Raw genomic sequence first — 17304 nt, 5'->3', positions numbered from 1 at the left:
AGAACGTTATGGCCCGTGGGGTTAACAAAGTCATATTGGTCGGTACTTGCGGCCAGGATCCCGAAGTTCGCTACTTGCCTAACGGTAACGCCGTGACCAACCTGAGTCTGGCGACCAGCGAACAGTGGACCGACAAGCAAACCGGTCAGAAGGTCGAGAAGACCGAATGGCACCGTGTTTCGATGTTCGGCAAGGTTGCCGAAATTGCCGGCGAATACCTGCGCAAAGGTTCGCAGGTGTACATCGAAGGCAAGCTGCAGACCCGCGAGTGGGAAAAAGACGGTATCAAGCGTTACACCACTGAAATCGTGGTCGACATGCAAGGCACCATGCAACTGCTGGGCGGCCGTCCACAGCAGGGCGATCAACAAGGTGGGGGCAATAACTACCAGCAGTCCGCCCCGGCTCCACGCCAACAGGCTCCGCGTCCGCAGCAGTCGGCACCGCAACAGTCGCGTCCGGCTCCACCGCAGGCCGCACCGCAGCCGGCTCCGGATTTCGACAGCTTTGATGACGATATCCCGTTCTAAAAAAGCTGCTATCCAGTAAGTAATAAAAAAAGCGAAGCCAGTGATCTGGCTTCGCTTTTTTGTGGGCGCTGTTATCTGAACAAAGTGGTCACATTGGCCCGTGCCGAGTGCAGTTTCTTGTAGCTATCGATCAACCGCAGGTGCCTGTCGAGCCCCTCCAGTTTCAAGCTGGTCGGCGTCAAGCCATGGAAACGCACGCTGCCGTCTACCGATCCGATTGCTGCATCTGTCCGCTCATTGCCAAACATCCGGCGGAAATTGGCCTCGTAGTCTTCCAGTTCCAGGTCTTCGTCCAGCTTCATCTCCAGCACCACATTGACGGCCTGGTAGAACAGGCCACGCTCAACCGTGTTGTCGTTGTACTGCAGGAACATTTCTACCGCCTCTTTCGCCTCTTCAAATTGCTGCAAGGCGAGATAAATCAGCAGCTTCAACTCCAGGATCGTCAGCTGACCCCACGCTGTATTGTCGTCAAATTCGATGCCGATCAAGGTGGTGATGTCGGTGTAGTCGTCCAGTTCACTTTCCACCAGACGCTCAACCAGCGCTTGCAGTTCGTCTTCGTCCAGGCGATGCAGGTTCAGGATGTCAGTGCGGAAGAACAGCGCTTTGTTGGTGTTATCCCAGATCAGATCGTCCGCGGGATAGATTTCCGAATAGTTCGGCACCAGGATGCGGCATGCCTTCGCGCCGATATGCTCGTAGACCGCCATGTACACTTCCTTGCCCATGCCTTCGAGAATGCCGAATAAGGTCGCGGCTTCCTCGGCGTTCGAGTTTTCACCCTGACCGGAGAAGTCCCACTCCACGAATTCGTAATCCGATTTGGCACTGAAGAAGCGCCACGACACCACGCCGCTGGAGTCGATAAAGTGCTCGACGAAGTTGTTCGGCTCGGTCACCGCATGCCCTTCAAACGTCGGCTGGGGCAAGTCGTTGAGGCCTTCGAAGCTGCGTCCCTGCAGCAATTCGGTCAGGCTGCGTTCCAACGCCACTTCCAGGCTCGGATGCGCGCCGAACGAGGCGAACACACCGCCGGTACGCGGGTTCATCAACGTGACGCACATCACCGGGAATTCACCGCCCAGGGACGCATCCTTCACCAACACAGGGAACCCTTGCTCTTCCAGCGCCTGAATCCCGGCCAGTATCCCGGGGTACTTCGCCAGCACATCGGCCGGCACATCCGGCAGTGCAAATTCGCCTTCGATGATTTCGCGTTTTACCGCGCGTTCGAAGATCTCCGACAGGCACTGCACCTGGGCTTCGGCCAGCGTGTTACCGGCACTCATGCCGTTGCTCAGGAACAGGTTTTCAATCAGGTTGGACGGGAAATACACCACCTCGCCGTCCGACTGGCGCACGTACGGCAGCGAACAGATGCCGCGCTCTTCATTGCCCGAGTTGGTATCGATCAGATGGGAACCACGCAGCTCGCCGTCGCGGTTGTAAATCTTCAGGCAGTACTCGTCGAGAATTTCAGTTGGCAGCTCATCTTTACGGCCAGGTTTGAACCAGCGTTCGTCCGGGTAGTGCACAAACGCTGCGTTGGCGATGTCTTCGCCCCAGAACTGGTCGTTGTAGAAGAAGTTGCAGTTGAGTCGCTCGATAAACTCACCCAACGCCGACGCCAACGCGCCTTCCTTGGTCGCACCCTTGCCGTTGGTAAAGCACAGCGGCGAGTGCGCATCGCGGATGTGCAGCGACCACACATTGGGCACGATATTGCGCCACGAGGCGATTTCAATCTTCATGCCCAGGTCCGCCAGAAGGGCCGACATATTGGCGATGGTTTGCTCCAGCGGCAGATCCTTGCCCGCGATATAAGTGCTCGCTTCTGAGCTGGACGCAGGCATCAGCAACGCCTGGGCATCGGCATCGAGGTTATCGACTTCTTCGATCACAAACTCAGGCCCGGCTTGTACCACTTTTTTCACGGTGCAACGGTCAATGGAGCGCAGGATGCCCTGGCGATCCTTGTCGGAGATGTCCGCTGGCAACTCGACCTGGATCTTGAAAATCTGGTTGTAGCGGTTTTCCGGATCAACAATGTTGTTCTGCGACAGGCGGATGTTATCCGTGGGAATACTGCGCGTGTCGCAGTACAGCTTCACGAAATAAGCTGCACACAACGCCGACGATGCCAGGAAGTAATCGAACGGACCCGGTGCCGAACCATCGCCCTTGTAGCGGATAGGTTGATCGGCCACCACCGTGAAGTCATCGAACTTGGCTTCAAGTCGAAGGTTGTCGAGAAAGTTGACCTTGATTTCCATGGGGGATTACCAGAATAACGGCTAAACGAATGGCCGCCATTATCCGGTATTTCAGCCGTAAGTCTTGTGGGCATCTTGCTTATGTCCACCCTCGGCGATGGATGGGTCAGTCGAGTATCAGGTGCGGCAAGAACCGGCTCGAATCCTTGGTGATCAAACTGTTGTCTTCTCGCACGCCGATACCGGCCGCCTGATCGCCGATAACCCAAGAGCCAACCAGCGTAAAGCTGTCGCCAAACTTCGGCAGTGGGGCGAACTCCTGAAGGATAAATGGCGCGTCGGTGTAGGGTCCGTCCTCTTTTACGATCAGACCCTCAGCGGTTTGCAACTCGATGTTGGCGCCTTCCCGGGAGAAGAACGGTTTGCGCACCCAGCCTTTGGGCACCGCTTTGCTCGGGTCGGCATCCAGGTGCGCCGCGAGCAGGTTCGGGTGACCTTTGTTGAACTCCCACAGCAGCGGCAGGATGCCCTTGTTGGAAATGATGGATTTCCAGGCCGGCTCGAAAAACTGGGTGTCGCTCTGGGCAATCGCTGCACCAAAGGGCTCGTGGAAGATGAACTCCCAGGCATGCAGCTTGAACAGGTGCGGAATCCAGCGATCCTCCAAATCGACGAAACGTCCTTCGTGGGTGAGGCCGATGTCTTCGATATCGATGTGCCGTGATTCGATGCCGACCTTTTCCGCGATCAGGCGCAAGTAGTCGGTGGTGCCTTTGTCTTCGACCGAGTCTTTCATCGAGGCGAAATAGAAGGGCTGTTTGAGCTGCAGTTGGGCAAAGGCCTGATGCAGCTTGGTGTCGATGCTGTTGAACTGGTCGGCATGCTTGGGCAGCAAGCCGCGTTCGATGCATTGCTCCAGCCAGCCCCATTGAAACGCTGCGGCCTCATACAGGCTGGTCGGCGTGTCGTAGTTGAGTTCCAGCAACTTGGCGGGCCCGCTGCCGTTGTAGGAGAAATCCATACGCCCATACAGGTGCGGGTGACCTTCGAGCCATGAAGTGCGAACCATGTCGAAGAATGGCGCGGGAATGCTCAGGCGCTCCAGCAGCTCCTCGCTCTGAACCACGCGGGCCACCAGGTCCATGCACATCTCATGAATCTCGGTGGTCGGGTCTTCGAGATCGTTCTCGATCTGTTTGAGCGTGAACTGGTAATACGCGCTCTCGTCCCAATAGGGTTCGTCGTCGATGGTATGGAACAGAAAACCGAGACTTTCGGCGGTCTGTTTCCAGTCGTGACGCTCGGCGCAGAGGATCTTCTTCATGGTGCTCGTTCCTTAACTGCTCGATCGGCCAGCGCTGCTCGAGCCGCCCCAACCGCTGCGGGCGCTGGCTTTGCTGCCGAAGCCGCCACGGGAGGTGGACGAGTCCACAGACATCGACTTGCTGGTGGAACGGATTGAATCGGCGTAGCTGCTGCTGCCGTACCTCGCCTGATTGGACTTGGTAAAGGTTGAGCCTTTGGAAATCCGCTGGTTGAGCGTCGAGGAGCCATAGTTGCCGCGATCATCGCGGTAGCGGTAGACCGGCTCGGAGAAGTAGCTGTTGCGGTTGCTGCTCAGCATGTTGCCGATCAGCAGGCCGGTCAGCAGGCTGGTGCCGGAGAACCCGGAGCCTCCACTGTTCGCTTCCGAGGCGGGTAATTGAGCCTTGGCTGCGTCCACTTGGGATTGTGTTACCTCGCCAGCGGCAGTCAGTTCGAAACCACCCAGCTTGGGGACGAACTTGCCGGCGGAATCCTGTTGGCACCAGTCGGCGACAAAGTCGGCATCGCAATCGGCCTGGTTGTCGTAGACCGGCGCGATGCGGCGGTGCTCGGCCATGGCGCTCATGTAGGCGTCAGAGCAGACGTCTACCGGGAGCTTTTCATCGGCGCACTGCTGAACGGACTGGAAGTTGTACTTCTTCTGCACCGGGTAGGTTTTTTCCGCTTGCCCGCAACCTGATATCGCCATGGCGACCGACGCGGCCAGCGAGAGCTGAACGTACTTGCTTCGTTTCATCGGGATCTCCGTGGCGCAATCAGTTCTGGGAAGGGGTCATGCAGGCGGCGTTCAACATGCCGACGCTGATGGCCACTGCCGCGACATAGATACCCGCAGCGATTTCGCCTTTTTTAATCCGTTCAGAGGCGCCTTTAAGCACCAGGCTGGTCACCAGAAACGCCAGCAGTTGTACGAAAGCGGCGATCACTGCCCAGACGACGAAGTCCAGAATGCTGATCGAATAGGCGATCACATTGCTGGCCGGAATGGCGAAACCGATGATGGCGCCACCCAGCGCGATCGCGGCCGCAACGTTGCCCGAGCGGATCAGTTCGAATTCTCTGTGCGGGGTGATTCGGGTGTAGATGAACTGGAACAGCGCGAACAGCACGGTGGCGCCGAGGATGTACAACACAAACCCGAGCACGGCGGCTTTGTTCAGGGAGATGGAGAGCGCTTCAAGCATGGACTTCTTCCTTTTTAAAAAGTGTTCAGGTCAGTGGTGTACAACGAAATGCCCAGCGAAGTGCTCAAGCTGATGGTGCCTTCGGCGTCTTCTTCGACGGAAAACAGCAGAAATTCCCGGCGATCGGTCAGGCCGGTTTCGCGGGCATACAGCATCGAACGGTGCTCGATGCTGTAGGACTCATCCGGGTTTTTCAGGTGTTCGCTCAGCGCCACCAGTTCTGTCTGGCCGCTTTCGGTGCCCCATTCTCGGGTGTATTCGACACCGTTGTGGTTGTAGGTCGGCAGCCCGATCAGGCTCTGAGGGCCGGCCAGCCGACTCAGCTCCGCTTCACTGTTGATGGTGATGTAGTTGAGGTAATTGAACAGGATCACCGACTCGACCTGGCCGGCGATGTCGCCGGTGGTGTGCACTTGCAGCCAGTAGTCTTCGTCGTTCATGTAATAGCGCGACAGCCAGGTCGACTGCCCGAGATCAACCGTGCCAGCGCTCCAGATCTGTTGGGAGCCAGGGATGACCACGGTGGTGTTACCGTCGAGCAACAACTTCAGGGTGGTGTCGAACATCACCTCTTTGCCCAATGCCAGGCCCAGCGGACCGATGGCGGGCAGGGTTTCGTTGGCTGTCCATTTCGATTCCGTATTCGCTTTCGGGGCCTCAAGCCCCATCAACTGTTTAAACCATCCCATTGGTGATTTCCTTGAGGCGAGTGGAGGCGATGTAGAAGAGTTCGCCGCCCTCAACGCGAGTGGCGCCGGGCGGGTTGATCGAAGGCTGTCGGGCGCCTTTGGCGCGGTAGCCGATAAGGGTCGCGTTGTGCTGTTCTTTCAGCTGTGCATACAGATCGCCGAACGTGGCTTCAAAGGTCTCGGGCAGTTTCATCAGGTACTGCGTGGCGCCTTGACCCACGCATAGCAATTCATTGATGACCGCAGATGAGCCCGGATCCTGGGAGGCGCGTACCAACATCTCGATGGCCATGCTCGAGGTGCATTCCAGGCTGGGCGCGTAGGCGCTGGCAAGGGCGGCGATTTCGCTTTCATTGAAGTGGGCGACCACATGGCCGACAGGGCCCAGTTGATTGACTGCCAGCACGGTGGCCAGGGTCAGGTCGTCTGAATGGGTTCGCACCAGCACGCGTTCGGCACCGGGAACACCGGCCCGCAGCAACAGCGCGGCAGAGGACAGGCTTTCGCCTTTGATAAAGTCCGTTTTGCCCGGCATGGGATTTTCTTCGAGGTCGCAATCGCAAATGACGATCAGGTTGTCATTGGAGGTTTCGTCCTGCAGCAATAATTCAATGACCCGCTCGCTGGACGCGCCTTCCCAGCCGATGAGTACGGTATGGCCGACCTTGCCGGTGAAATCGCCTTTGCCTTTCATGCCTTTTCTCCATACATCGATGACACTGCTGGTGGTTTTGCCGATGGCTGCCGTCAGTAGCGCAATGCCCCCGAGCATGACCCAGGTAGCCACGAAAATTCGTCCCGCGGCTGTCTGTGGCGCAAGATCGCCATAGCCGACGGTGAGCGTGGTGGTGAGATAGAAATAGGTAAACGTGGCGGGGGCGGTGAGGTGTTGTTCGCCCAGAAGCACCAGGCCGATATAGGCCGTGCTCATGTGTATACCCAGCGCAATGGTCAGGCCTGCCCAGCCGAACCGATGGAAGAAGGACGAGGCGTACGTGCGCAATAAAAGGAAAATCGACATTACATCCCTGACTCCGTGGGGGCTCATTCCTGGCGACGTAATCGCTCTGGCGTCTGAGTGCTCAAGTGCGGTTACCGGGTGGCATTAAACCTGCTGCGCGGCGTAGATAACAGTACCTTGGCTGCAATAAATCCGGCGATCGCACCAAAGATATGCCCTTCGAAAGACATGCCCTGGCGGGGAAGGAAGCCAAAAATCAGGCCACCATAGAGCAGGACCACGACACTGGCTGTTATCAGGTTGCTCCAGCTCCTCTGGAACCAGGCGCGCGACAGGAGGTACGCCCACAGCCCGAATACCCATCCGCTGGCACCGATGTGAACGCCTGCAAAACCGAACAGCCAGACCAGCGAACCGCCCAGCAGAATAATGATGGCGCTGACGGCCATGAAGCGGCTGAGCCCTTCGACAATGACCAAAGTACCGAGGATCAAAAAGGCAATCAGGTTGGTGCTCAGGTGCGCAAAGGACCCGTGCAAGAAAGGCGAGGTGATGATGCCGACCAGTCCCTGCCATGTTCTCGGGACCAGGCCGAAGGCAATAAGGCTGTAGCCGGTCGCCACATTGAGCAGTTGCAGCGCGACCATGAAGAAGGCCACGCCTGCGATTGTCTTGAAACCCTTCAGGGCATCCATCCGTGACCTCAACTCGACTCGACTCGACTCGACGAAAATTGAAACGCAATCCATTGTGGGAGCGAGCAGGCTCGCTCCCACAGGTTATGCATTCGGCACTTGAGTCGGTTACTCAGCCGATTTTTTCTTCAGGCGTTCCAGAATCGCATTGGCGCTGCCTTCGTTCGGCGTGATGCCGGCATCGCGCAGCTTGCGCTCAAGGTCGGTGCCGGTCGACGCATCGGCCAGTTGGTCCTGGGCTTCCAGTTCCGCGGCGCGTTGCTGCTGCTTGGCTTGCAGACGGTTCAGCGTACCGACGGCGGTTTCCAGCTTGCCGTTGGCGCCGCCACTGGCGATCGAAGCACTGACCTGGGCTTTCTGTACGCTTTCACGCGCCTTGGCCATGTCCACTTGCTGACGCAGGCTTTTGATGCGGCTTTCGGCCTTGGTGATGTCTTTGCGCATGTTGTCCGCGTAACCGCCGAATTCGGTGGCCTGCTTTTGCTCGACATCCAGTTCATTGGTCAGGGTCGAAATGGCTTCGGCCACTTCCAGTGCCAGGTCTTCGCGGTTGGCCTGGATCGCGGCCAGGGCCTTGGATTCCAGATCCTTGATCTTGGCGTTGTGCTCGCTGACGCGATCAGCCGACAGTTTGTGCTTGGCCATGATGGTGACCAGCTCACGCTTGGCGTTGGCCAGCGCGCTGTCAGCATCGCGAATTTCCTGGTCGAGGATGCGCAGGGCCTGTTGGTCGACGATCGATTCGCCGACTTCGTTGGCACCGCCACGCAACGCGGTGAACAATTTGCTCCAGATGGACTGAGTCATTGGATATTTCCTGTTCCCGAAAAATTAGATGAAGAAACGTTCAAAGGCTTCGCTGGCGCGCTGGACGTTGTCGACGAGGGTTTTGACCTCGGTCACGACGTTGGTCAGGCTGGAGTCGGAGCTGAGTGCGCCGAACATGTTGTAAACGATCTGCCCGTTGGGCATGGACTCGATACCGATCGAGGACAGCGGGAACATTTCCCGGCTGCGCAGAACGGCATCGTTGAATGCCGGTACGTCGTTGATGGACTCGACATCGACCAGAACGGTATCCACGATGATCTGATCGCCAACCACCGCGATGTAAATCGGCAAGCCACCGAACTCGTTCATTTCCAGCTTGATGCTGGACTCGGAGCCTTGAACGAGGGAGAGGGTGATGTCGTTCGAAACCACTTCGTCGAGGGCCTGAAGGGCGCTGTAGAGGCGATCGATGTTCCAGTTATTACCTGCGCTCATGTAATTCTCCGACATGAATGAGCCAGCCAGGATCGGTTGGCGTAGCTGTTTCTCCATCTGCTTGAGCAGGCTTCGGTTTTCGGGAAGCACCCAAGTCTCGTGTTTCACATACCCGGCGGCACCCAGACCCGCACGCATCTGCTTCATATAGAAACTAGATGGTTTTTTCGCGGACGGTTTCGAGCGCTCTCCCTTTTGACTCGCTGAATCGGTAACAGATCCGGTAGGCGGATCTGATGGAGAGCTGCTTTTCATGATGCTGACCCCGTGGTGAAAAATCTCACGCGTGAGAAACACTACAGGCAATTTTTGCGGACCTCAATAGCTCACGCGTGAGATTTTCGAGCATCGCACAGGCATCGAAATTCTTGTGGGAGCGAGCCTGCTCGCGATGACGGCGGTACATTCAGCATCGATGCTGGCTGATCCGACGCTATCGCGAGCAGGCTCGCTCCCACAGGGTCCTCACTCAACCAGCCAGAAAATCATCGGTGGACACCACGCTGGCATAGGCAAAACCCAGGGCCGACATGAAGGCGGCGTGAACGTGTGCGGCCGGGACGGTGACGCCGTTGAATTCCAGGTCAAGGGTGGCGCAGGCGTCGTGGATCACTGTGACGGTATAGCCCAGGTCGGCCGCTGCGCGGGTTATGCCGTCGATGCACATGTGGCTCATGCTGCCGACGATTACCAGGTGTTCGATGCCTTGCTGGTCGAGGATGGCCTCCAGTTCGGTCTCGCGAAACGAGTTGACGAAGTGCTTGAGTACCACCGGCTCGTCGGCGCGGTTGAGGACTTTAGGGTGCAACTTCGCGCCGTCGGAGCCCGGAGTGAAGAACGGCGCGGCGTCGGAGGTGAATTCGTGGCGGATATGCACCACCGGATCACCGGCCTCGCGAAACGCCTGAATCATCCGTGCGGCGTTGTCTGCTGCGGCATCGGCGCCCACCAGCGGCCACTTGCCCCGGGGGAAGTAGTCGTTCTGGATATCGACTACGATGAGTGCTTGCTTGGCCATGGGTGTTTCCTCGAAGTGCTTGTTGGGTGTGAATCAAGTATTAGGTTTTGCTGGCCGTCCGAGGATTGGCCGCACCGACAATAGAAGGGGGAAAACTGACAATGGGTGTTGAAAAGACAGTCGCCGAACTGGGCGTGCTGATCTATCCAGGTGCGCAGATGGCGGCGGTGCATGGGCTGACGGACCTGTTCGGCGTGGCCAACCGGATCGCCACCGAGCATCAGTCGGCGCAGCTACCGTTGCTGCGGGTCAGTCATTGGCAGGTCGAGGGTGATCAAGTGCCCGAGCGGGTCTATGACACTGATCCCGGCCCGGCCGGCGCATTGGTTGCCGTATTGATCCCGCCCTCGGTCGGAGGTTTTTCCGACGGGCAGGCGCCCCAAGGCCTGATTCGCTGGCTTCGTCAGCAACATGGCAACGGTGCGACCCTCGGCGGGGTCTGTGTGGGTTCTATTCTGTTGGCTGAAAGCGGCTTGCTCGATGGCCGCAGCGCGACTACCCACTGGACCTCGGCCAAGGCTTTCGCCGAGCGTTACCCGGCGATCAAGCTCAAGGCTGACACGCCGATTGTCGATGATGGTGACCTGATCACCACCGCCGGCTTGATGGCCTGGTCAGAGCTGGGATTACGATTGGTGAACCGCTTGCTCGGGCCGAGCATCGCCACCGGCACGGCGCGTTTTCTGGTGGTGGAACACAGCGACAGCGCGAGCGAGTGCGGCAGTAATTTTTCACCGATTCTCAACCATGGCGATGCGTCGATTCTCAAGGTCCAGCATTGGCTGCAAAGCACCGGGGCGAACGATGTCTCATTGGCGGCAATGGCCGAGCGGGCGGGGCTGGAAGAGCGCACCTTCCTGCGGCGATTCCGTGCGGCGACCGGGTTGAAACCCACTGAGTACTGCCAGCACCTGCGGGTTGGCAAGGCGCGGGAAATGCTCGAATACACCAATGGCACCATTGATCACATTGCCTGGACCGTGGGTTATCAGGACCCGAGTGCGTTTCGGGCAACGTTCAAGAAGATTACCGGGCTTGCGCCGAGTGATTACCGGGCGCGGTTTGGTGTGTCTGCGACCGCAGCAGTGGCTCGGTAGCGAGCATCACTGCAGATCTGAAAATGTGGGAGCGAGCCTGCTCGCGATAGCGGTGTGTCATTCAACACAACTATGGAATGTCAGGCCGCTATCGCGAGCAGGCTCGCTCCCACATGGGTTAGGCGGCAGGTTTGAGTCGTGCAAAATGCCGGCAGCATTGAAAGGTGTCGTGCAGAATAAAACAGGCCTTGTGCTACCACCTATTTCGCAATTGGCTGATTTAAAAACCGTTTCTTTCCAGCCGCCATTGGCCTGATCTCTGCACCTCCTTCAGCTACATTTATCAAACGCAGATTGAAGGGGAACGCATGACCCCAACACGTCGCAACAAACTGGTGCTCGCCCATTCGGTGCGCCCCGACGCCTCGCTGCACGAAGTCGAAACCAATCGCGCGTTGGCCCGTTGGCTGGCGCAGGTCGTCGGGCTCGAATACGGCGGCAGTTACGACCCACAGCTGCATAGCGGCCGGGATATCTATCTGTTGCCGACCCAGACGCTGGTGGGTGTCGCTGCCGCCCGGCAGCTGGGGGTCAAAGGGCCGGAGGATTTGTGGGGCGGTTACGTCGACCACGCTTTCATCTGCACCAAAGCCATCAGCCATGGGTTGTTGAACCGCTATGCATTCGCGCCCGAAGGCTGGTCGTCGTTGTTTTCCGAACGGGTACGCAGCGTTGTGCTCGATGGCCTCAGCGTGTTCTCCCTGGACGATGCTCGCCCGGCAGCGGAGCACCTGCTCTACAGCGGTCCGATCCGCATGAAGCCAATTCATGCCTGCGCCGGACGTGGTCAGGAAGTGATCAAAAGCCTCGACCAGTTCGACGCCATCCTCGCGCGCCCCGATGCCAAAACATTGTTCACCGACGGCGTGGTGCTGGAACAAGACTTGACCGAGGTGGTCACCCATAGCGTCGGTCAGAGTTTTATCGGCGACAAAGTGCTGAGTTATTGCGGTGATCAATACTTGACCGAAGACGGTCAGGGCGAGCAGGTTTATGGAGGGTCCAATCTGTTGGTGGTGCAGGGTTATTACGAGGACCTGCTGGCGCTGGAGCTCCCGGACGACACGAGGCTGGCGATCCAGCAAGCGCAGGTATTCGACAGCGCGGCCGATGAAGCCTACCCCGGTTTCTATGCCTCACGGCGCAACTACGACATCGCCCAGGGGCTGGATTGCGATGGCAAACAACGCAGCGGCGTGCTCGAACAATCCTGGCGCCTGGGCGGTGCCAGCAGTGCTGAGGTCGCGGCACTGCAGAGCTTCGTCAACAACCCCGGCTTGCGCGCGATTCGCGTGTCGTCGGTCGAAACCTATACCGATCAACCGCTGCCGGCCAACGCCATTGAGGTCTATCGCGGGCCAGCGGAACACAGTGACTTTCTTCTCAAGTACGTAACGGTCAAATCCTATGACGGCTAGAAGCGAAACCATTGCGATCGACATCGATGATGAACAGATGAGCGGAACCTTCCTCAGCCCCAAATCGAAAGTCCCGGGTGTGCTTTTCGTTCATGGCTGGGGCGGTAGTCAGGAGCGCGACCTGGAACGCGCCAAAGGCATCGCCGGGTTGGGTTGTGTGTGCCTGACATTCGACTTGCGCGGGCACACCGGCGGGACCGGTATTCCGTTATCCCGGGTGACCCGCGAAGACAATCTGCGTGACCTGCTGGCAGCCTATGACCGCTTGCTCGCCCACCCGGCGCTCGACACGTCTGCGATCGCCGTGGTCGGCACCAGTTATGGTGGTTATCTGGCGGCGATCCTTACGTCGTTGCGCCCGGTGCGCTGGCTGGCGCTGCGGGTGCCGGCGTTGTATCGCGACGACTTTTGGCACACGCCCAAGCGTGAGCTGGACAAGCTCGATCTGCGCGATTACCGCAGCACGCGGGTCAGCGCCGACAGCAATCGCGCGCTGCATGCCTGCTCGCAATTTACCGGGGATGTGTTGCTGGTGGAGTCCGAGACCGACGCCTATGTGCCCCACGCGACCATCATGAGTTACCGCGCGGCGTGTCAGCAGACCCACTCGTTGACTCACCGGATTATCGACGGTGCCGATCACGCCTTGAGCGAGCCTGTCTCGCAACAGGCGTACACCTCGATCCTGGTGGGCTGGATCACGGAAATGGTGGTGGGCGAGCGGTTGAGCCTCATTCAGTCATCGTAAAGAGATCGCAGCCTTCGGCAGCTCCTACATGGACATGTGAATACCCGTAGGAGCTGCCGAAGGCTGCGATCTTTTGATTCTGCTTCTTAATTCTGAGGTTTTTTCGAAATCCGCAACGACCTGGCCTTGGCTTCCACCACCAGGTACATCACCACGGTAATCAGCAGCGGCAGCAGGAAATAGATCGCCCGATACGCGAGTAATCCCGCCACCAGACTTCCCCGTGAGGCCTCGTGTTGCAGCAACGCCACGAACACCGCCTCCAGCACGCCAAGCCCGGCCGGAATGTGGGTGATGACCCCGGCAATGGCGCTGATCAGCAACACGCCAAGCACCAGCGGATAATCCAGTTTGCTCGGTAGCAGGGTGAAGATCACCGCCGCCATCAGCGACCAGTTCAGTGCGCCGAGGGCCAGTTGCAGGACGGCCATGTGCAGCGACGGCAGGTTGATTTCCACGCCGCGAATCGACCATTCCCGTCGCCTGGAAAACCGACAGGCCGCCAGATAACCCGCGCTCAGCAGCAGCAATAACACGCCCACGCCTTGCAGGGCACCGCTGCTCAGCTTCCAGCCTGGCGGCATTCGCACCAGTCCGCTGCTGAACACCGTGCCGGCAATCACCATGTAGCCGAACCAGTTGGTCGCCAGGCTCAGCCCGAGGATTTTCGCGATGTTGCTTTTGCTCACGCCGAGCCGCGAATACAGCCGATAACGCATGGCGATGCCGCCGACCCAGGCGCTCAGGTTGAGGTTGAAGGCATAGCTGATGATCCCCACCGGCAGGATCTGTCGCCAGGTCAGATCCTGCCGGATGTAGGTGCGACCGATCAGGTCGTAACAGGCGTACACCAGAAAACTCAGCAACGTCAGTCCGGACGCGATGATCAGTGTGCGCACTTTGAAATCGGCGAGGGTATCGAACACTTCGCCCCATTCGATGCGTTGGGCGAGCATCGTGAACAGTACGATCAACGCCAGAAAAAACAGCATCGTCAGCGGCTTTTTCCAGCGGTGCCAGTGGGATTTTCGCGGCGTGTCGGAGTGAGGGGCAGGCTGCGCATCAGAATGGCTCATGCCTTATCGCTCCCGGTCGGATGAATGAAGGGTTTGAGGCGCGGTTTATGCGCCGGCAGCCAACCGGCCCATGCCGGGAAATGCTGCAGGAAGTGAAACACCAGAAAACCGATGGTCATGTGCCAGACCCGTCCGCGAGGCGCCTTGTCCGCCGACATGACCTTGCAGTGGTTGCTGCTCAATTCGTCGAGACGCTCGAACAGGTCGCGGTTGAAGGCTCGGTCGCGGATCAACACATTGGCCTCCAGGTTCAGGGCCAGGCTCAGCGGGTCGAGGTTGCTTGAGCCGACGGTGCTCCAGTCCTCGTCGACCAGGGCGACTTTGCCATGCAGGGGACGGTCGCAGTATTCGTAAATCGCTACTCCGGCTCGCAGCAGATAATCGTAGGTCATGCGCGCGGCGAGTCTGGCCACCCGCAAATCCGGCTGGCCCTGAAGAATCAGGCGCACCTCGACCCCTCGGCGCGCCGCATTGCGGATCTCTCGCAGCAGCCGATAGCCGGGAAAGAAGTAGGCGTTGGCGATCACCACGCGATGCCGGGCACTGCGCACGACCTGCAAGTACACCTCTTCGATATCGCCCGGGTGTTCGCCATTGTCGCGATACACCAGCCGCACCTGACCATCATGATCGCTGACCGCCAGTTCTGCGCGCCTCTGTCTGCGGCGTTGCCACCAGTACTTGGCCCGGGCCGGGCGACCGCTTTGCAGCAAGGCGAAATGATGAATGTCGGCCACCGCCGGGCCTTGCACTTCAACCGAATAATCCTGTTTGGCCTCGGGGCCGAAGTCGGCCAAATGGTCGGCGGAAAAGTTGATTCCGCCGAGGAACGCAATCGTGCCGTCGACCACCACAATCTTGCGGTGCAGGCGGCGGAACCAGTTGGTACGAATGCCAAAGTGACGCGGCGCGGGGTCGAATATTTGCAGGCGTACACCTGCATTGCTCAGGGCTGCGAGGTACTCCGTGCTCAGTTCGCCACAACCAAAACCGTCGAGGCTGACGGTGATGCGCACACCGCGTTGAGCCGCTTCAATCAGGATCTTCTGCAGCTCATTGCCGACCTTGTCCTCGAACACAATGAAGGTCTCCAGCAGGATTTCACTCTGGGCCTGGCGCAGCGCTTCAAACACCCGTGGAAAGTATTCCTCACCGTTCTCCAGCAATTGGACCCGGTTGTTACCGTGCCAACCGTATACGACGTTAACAACCGCCGGCTCATGTGCGGGCGGCGGTGTGGAAACGTGTTCGATCGTGGTTTTTTCCATCAATGGGCCGGTCATAGCTCGATCTCCACCGATAGCGGTGCATGGTCGGAAAGGTGTGACCAGGGCCGGGCCGCCAGTACTTGCGGATGGCTGGCCTTGAGGTTGCGCACGTAGATGCGGTCCAGGCGCAACGCAGGCAAGCGCGCCGGGAAACTACGCGCCGGTTTGCCATGCAACTCGGCAAAGACTTCACGCAAGCCGCAGGGCTTGAGCAGCGCATCAGCGCGCAGGCGCCAATCGTTGAAGTCGCCGGCGACCACCACCGGGGCATCTTCCGGCAACTCTTCCATACGTTGGATCAGCAGATTGAGTTGTGCCTTGCGATGACTTTCGCGAAGCCCCAGATGGACGCAAATGGCATGCACTTCCCGACCATCGCCGGGCATCCGCAGCACGCAATGCAGGATTCCACGGTTTTCATGGCCACTGATGGAAACGTCGAGGTTGTCGTGGCGAATGATCTGGAACTTCGACAACAGCGCATTGCCGTGATCGCCTGCCGGATAGACCGCGTTGCGCCCATAGGCAAATTGCGGCCACAGGGTATCGGCAAGAAATTCGTACTGTGGCATCGCCGGCCAATTGAGGTAGCGCTGTGGATGATGTTCGTGAGTGCCATGCACCTCCTGCAAAAACACCACGTCGGCGGACACACTGCGCACCGCCTCGCGTAACTCGGGCAGGATGAAGCGCCGGTTGAGCGCGGTGAAACCCTTGTGGGTGTTGACCGTCAGCACGGTAAAACGGCTCACGGCGCTGATAATGGGTTGCTGCTCATCCGTCGTGCCGACCGGTTCGGGAATGCTCATGGCAGCACTCCTTCGGCAACCGGCTCACCGGGTGCGGTGGCAAGGTCTTTGTCGAGATGCAAACGTTCAAGCAGACGGCGGGCATCGAAGGGCGCGCGGACTTTGATGTCGTTATCGAAATAGCAGAACACTTCACGGGATCTGCGTGTCTTGGGTTTTTGCCGAGGCGCGATCAATTGCGAATCTGCTGGTTGCTGTCCGTGATACCAGGCATCGATCCTGTCGCCCCAGCGTTTCAGCGCTTGGGGGGTATAACCGCTGGCGTAGAGTTCTTCGGCGCCGTGCAGGCGCAAATAGACGAAATCACTGGTGAGGTCTTCGCGATACGGCCATTTGCCGGCGGTGTCAGCAATGACTAGCGCGGTGTTGTAGCGTTTGAGCAGACGGACGAAAGCGGGATCGACAAAGCTTTCGTGGCGAATTTCCACGGCATGGCGCAGCGGTTTTTTACCGTAAGCCTTCATGCTGGCGTGACCGTTCAGGCGTGGCTCATGCTGGCGGGCGAGGGCGGCGGCCTGTTCCGTGTCGTGGGGTAATTGTTCGAGAAAGCTTTCGAACAATTCCGGGTCGAATTTAAAGTTGGGTGGGAATTGCCAGAGGATCGGGCCGAGTTTTTCCTTGAGTTCCAGTACCCCGGAGGCAAAGAAATTCGCCAGCGGCTTATGAATGTCCCGCAGGCGCTTGATGTGGGTGATAAAACGCGGCGCCTTGACGCTGAACACGAAGCCCGCCGGGGTTTCGGCGTACCACTGGGCGTAACGTTCGGGCCGTTGCAGGGCGTAAAACGATCCATTGATTTCGATGCTGTTCACTGCCCGTGAAGCGAATTGCAATTCGCGCTTCTGGGTCAGCCCCTTCGGGTAGAACTCCCCCCGCCAAGGCGTGTAGCGCCAGCCTGAAATACCAATATGAATCGCCGCCATGTCGCCTCCCGTCTATGTAGCCCTCGGACAGCCTCTGTCTTTTGATGACTGCCGGGCGGGCGAGAAAGTTTCGATGGGGC

At 58.7% G+C, this 17304-nt stretch carries 18 protein-coding genes; 4 read left to right on the top strand and 14 right to left on the bottom strand.

Features of this window, described 5'->3' with window-relative positions:
• Positions 1–8 precede the first annotated feature (8 nt).
• Complete coding sequence (locus ACZ89R_RS14635; RefSeq protein WP_007933689.1) at positions 9–530, top strand: single-stranded DNA-binding protein; 522 nt, start codon at positions 9–11, stop codon at positions 528–530.
• 71 nt (positions 531–601) lie between these two features.
• Here ACZ89R_RS14635 and ACZ89R_RS14630 read toward each other — a convergent pair whose 3' ends face one another.
• The 10 genes from ACZ89R_RS14630 to ACZ89R_RS14585 form a co-directional block, all read right to left on the bottom strand.
• Positions 602–2806 (bottom strand): OsmC domain/YcaO domain-containing protein, encoded by a 2205-nt coding sequence (locus tag ACZ89R_RS14630; protein WP_429545396.1) that lies wholly within the window; start codon positions 2804–2806, stop codon positions 602–604.
• Positions 2807–2912: 106 nt separating this feature from the next.
• Positions 2913–4070 (bottom strand): glutathionylspermidine synthase family protein, encoded by a 1158-nt coding sequence (locus ACZ89R_RS14625; protein WP_429545397.1) that lies wholly within the window; start codon positions 4068–4070, stop codon positions 2913–2915.
• Positions 4071–4082: 12 nt separating this feature from the next.
• Positions 4083–4808, bottom strand: a complete 726-nt coding sequence (locus ACZ89R_RS14620) for a DUF1190 domain-containing protein (protein WP_429545398.1) — start codon at positions 4806–4808, stop codon at positions 4083–4085.
• A 19-nt stretch (positions 4809–4827) separates the two neighbouring features.
• Positions 4828–5256, bottom strand: coding sequence for a DUF350 domain-containing protein (locus tag ACZ89R_RS14615; RefSeq protein ID WP_429545399.1), 429 nt, complete (start codon positions 5254–5256; stop codon positions 4828–4830).
• A gap of 14 nt (positions 5257–5270) precedes the next feature.
• On the bottom strand, positions 5271–5945 hold the full coding sequence (locus tag ACZ89R_RS14610) for a DUF2491 family protein (RefSeq protein ID WP_429545400.1): 675 nt from the start codon (positions 5943–5945) through the stop codon (positions 5271–5273).
• Complete coding sequence (locus ACZ89R_RS14605; RefSeq protein WP_429545401.1) at positions 5932–6966, bottom strand: ion channel; 1035 nt, start codon at positions 6964–6966, stop codon at positions 5932–5934. Before ACZ89R_RS14605 ends, ACZ89R_RS14610 begins: the two co-directional genes overlap by 14 nt.
• A 71-nt stretch (positions 6967–7037) precedes the next feature.
• Positions 7038–7601, bottom strand: a complete 564-nt coding sequence (locus tag ACZ89R_RS14600) for a rhomboid family intramembrane serine protease (RefSeq protein WP_429545402.1) — start codon at positions 7599–7601, stop codon at positions 7038–7040.
• Positions 7602–7709: 108 nt separating this feature from the next.
• A complete protein-coding gene (locus tag ACZ89R_RS14595; protein WP_123498461.1) occupies positions 7710–8408 on the bottom strand; it encodes a PspA/IM30 family protein in 699 nt (232 codons plus the stop codon).
• Positions 8409–8432: 24 nt separating this feature from the next.
• Positions 8433–9014 (bottom strand): YjfI family protein, encoded by a 582-nt coding sequence (locus ACZ89R_RS14590; RefSeq protein ID WP_429374670.1) that lies wholly within the window; start codon positions 9012–9014, stop codon positions 8433–8435.
• Between the two features lie 322 nt (positions 9015–9336).
• A complete protein-coding gene (locus tag ACZ89R_RS14585) occupies positions 9337–9885 on the bottom strand; it encodes a cysteine hydrolase family protein (protein ID WP_429545403.1) in 549 nt (182 codons plus the stop codon).
• Positions 9886–9986: 101 nt separating this feature from the next.
• Here ACZ89R_RS14585 and ACZ89R_RS14580 point away from each other — a divergent pair, with 101 nt between their 5' ends.
• The 3 genes from ACZ89R_RS14580 to ACZ89R_RS14570 all read left to right on the top strand — a co-directional run bounded on the left by ACZ89R_RS14580 (position 9987) and on the right by ACZ89R_RS14570 (position 13148).
• Positions 9987–10982: a GlxA family transcriptional regulator gene (locus tag ACZ89R_RS14580; RefSeq protein ID WP_429545404.1), complete on the top strand. Its 996-nt coding sequence runs from the start codon at positions 9987–9989 to the stop codon at positions 10980–10982.
• Between the two features lie 308 nt (positions 10983–11290).
• Complete coding sequence (locus ACZ89R_RS14575; protein WP_429545405.1) at positions 11291–12400, top strand: DUF3182 family protein; 1110 nt, start codon at positions 11291–11293, stop codon at positions 12398–12400.
• Positions 12390–13148, top strand: coding sequence for an alpha/beta hydrolase family protein (locus ACZ89R_RS14570; protein WP_429545406.1), 759 nt, complete (start codon positions 12390–12392; stop codon positions 13146–13148). Before ACZ89R_RS14575 ends, ACZ89R_RS14570 begins: the two co-directional genes overlap by 11 nt.
• 86 nt (positions 13149–13234) lie before the next feature.
• Here the strand turns inward: ACZ89R_RS14570 and ACZ89R_RS14565 are convergent, their stop codons facing one another.
• Genes ACZ89R_RS14565 through ACZ89R_RS14550 form a run of 4 tightly spaced genes read right to left on the bottom strand, consistent with a single transcriptional unit; the run spans position 13235 to position 17224 of the window.
• The gene (locus ACZ89R_RS14565) at positions 13235–14224 is read right to left on the bottom strand and encodes a lysylphosphatidylglycerol synthase domain-containing protein (RefSeq protein ID WP_429545407.1); all 990 of its coding nucleotides are present in this window, start codon (positions 14222–14224) and stop codon (positions 13235–13237) included.
• On the bottom strand, positions 14221–15507 hold the full coding sequence (gene clsB, locus ACZ89R_RS14560; protein ID WP_429545408.1) for a cardiolipin synthase ClsB: 1287 nt from the start codon (positions 15505–15507) through the stop codon (positions 14221–14223). Before clsB ends, ACZ89R_RS14565 begins: the two co-directional genes overlap by 4 nt.
• Positions 15504–16301: an endonuclease/exonuclease/phosphatase family protein gene (locus ACZ89R_RS14555; protein ID WP_429545409.1), complete on the bottom strand. Its 798-nt coding sequence runs from the start codon at positions 16299–16301 to the stop codon at positions 15504–15506. Before ACZ89R_RS14555 ends, clsB begins: the two co-directional genes overlap by 4 nt.
• A complete protein-coding gene (locus ACZ89R_RS14550; protein ID WP_429545410.1) occupies positions 16298–17224 on the bottom strand; it encodes a DUF72 domain-containing protein in 927 nt (308 codons plus the stop codon). Before ACZ89R_RS14550 ends, ACZ89R_RS14555 begins: the two co-directional genes overlap by 4 nt.
• Between the last annotated feature and the right edge of the window lie 80 nt (positions 17225–17304).

It is taken from the genome of Pseudomonas sp. TE3728, from assembly GCF_056279145.1.
This window is presented reverse-complemented; position numbering and strand designations above follow the sequence as displayed.

Coding starts and splice junctions, on each gene's coding strand:
- ACZ89R_RS14610 (WP_429545400.1), bottom strand. CDS start 5,945: ATGGGATGGTTTAAACAGTTGATGGGGCTTGAGGCCCCGAAAGCGAAT.
- ACZ89R_RS14600 (WP_429545402.1), bottom strand. CDS start 7,601: ATGGATGCCCTGAAGGGTTTCAAGACAATCGCAGGCGTGGCCTTCTTC.
- clsB (WP_429545408.1), bottom strand. CDS start 15,507: ATGACCGGCCCATTGATGGAAAAAACCACGATCGAACACGTTTCCACA.
- ACZ89R_RS14620 (WP_429545398.1), bottom strand. CDS start 4,808: ATGAAACGAAGCAAGTACGTTCAGCTCTCGCTGGCCGCGTCGGTCGCC.
- ACZ89R_RS14635 (WP_007933689.1), top strand. CDS start 9: ATGGCCCGTGGGGTTAACAAAGTCATATTGGTCGGTACTTGCGGCCAG.
- ACZ89R_RS14575 (WP_429545405.1), top strand. CDS start 11,291: ATGACCCCAACACGTCGCAACAAACTGGTGCTCGCCCATTCGGTGCGC.
- ACZ89R_RS14565 (WP_429545407.1), bottom strand. CDS start 14,224: ATGAGCCATTCTGATGCGCAGCCTGCCCCTCACTCCGACACGCCGCGA.
- ACZ89R_RS14595 (WP_123498461.1), bottom strand. CDS start 8,408: ATGACTCAGTCCATCTGGAGCAAATTGTTCACCGCGTTGCGTGGCGGT.
- ACZ89R_RS14590 (WP_429374670.1), bottom strand. CDS start 9,014: ATGAAGCAGATGCGTGCGGGTCTGGGTGCCGCCGGGTATGTGAAACAC.
- ACZ89R_RS14580 (WP_429545404.1), top strand. CDS start 9,987: ATGGGTGTTGAAAAGACAGTCGCCGAACTGGGCGTGCTGATCTATCCA.
- ACZ89R_RS14555 (WP_429545409.1), bottom strand. CDS start 16,301: ATGAGCATTCCCGAACCGGTCGGCACGACGGATGAGCAGCAACCCATT.
- ACZ89R_RS14570 (WP_429545406.1), top strand. CDS start 12,390: ATGACGGCTAGAAGCGAAACCATTGCGATCGACATCGATGATGAACAG.
- ACZ89R_RS14625 (WP_429545397.1), bottom strand. CDS start 4,070: ATGAAGAAGATCCTCTGCGCCGAGCGTCACGACTGGAAACAGACCGCC.
- ACZ89R_RS14630 (WP_429545396.1), bottom strand. CDS start 2,806: ATGGAAATCAAGGTCAACTTTCTCGACAACCTTCGACTTGAAGCCAAG.
- ACZ89R_RS14550 (WP_429545410.1), bottom strand. CDS start 17,224: ATGGCGGCGATTCATATTGGTATTTCAGGCTGGCGCTACACGCCTTGG.
- ACZ89R_RS14605 (WP_429545401.1), bottom strand. CDS start 6,966: ATGTCGATTTTCCTTTTATTGCGCACGTACGCCTCGTCCTTCTTCCAT.
- ACZ89R_RS14615 (WP_429545399.1), bottom strand. CDS start 5,256: ATGCTTGAAGCGCTCTCCATCTCCCTGAACAAAGCCGCCGTGCTCGGG.
- ACZ89R_RS14585 (WP_429545403.1), bottom strand. CDS start 9,885: ATGGCCAAGCAAGCACTCATCGTAGTCGATATCCAGAACGACTACTTC.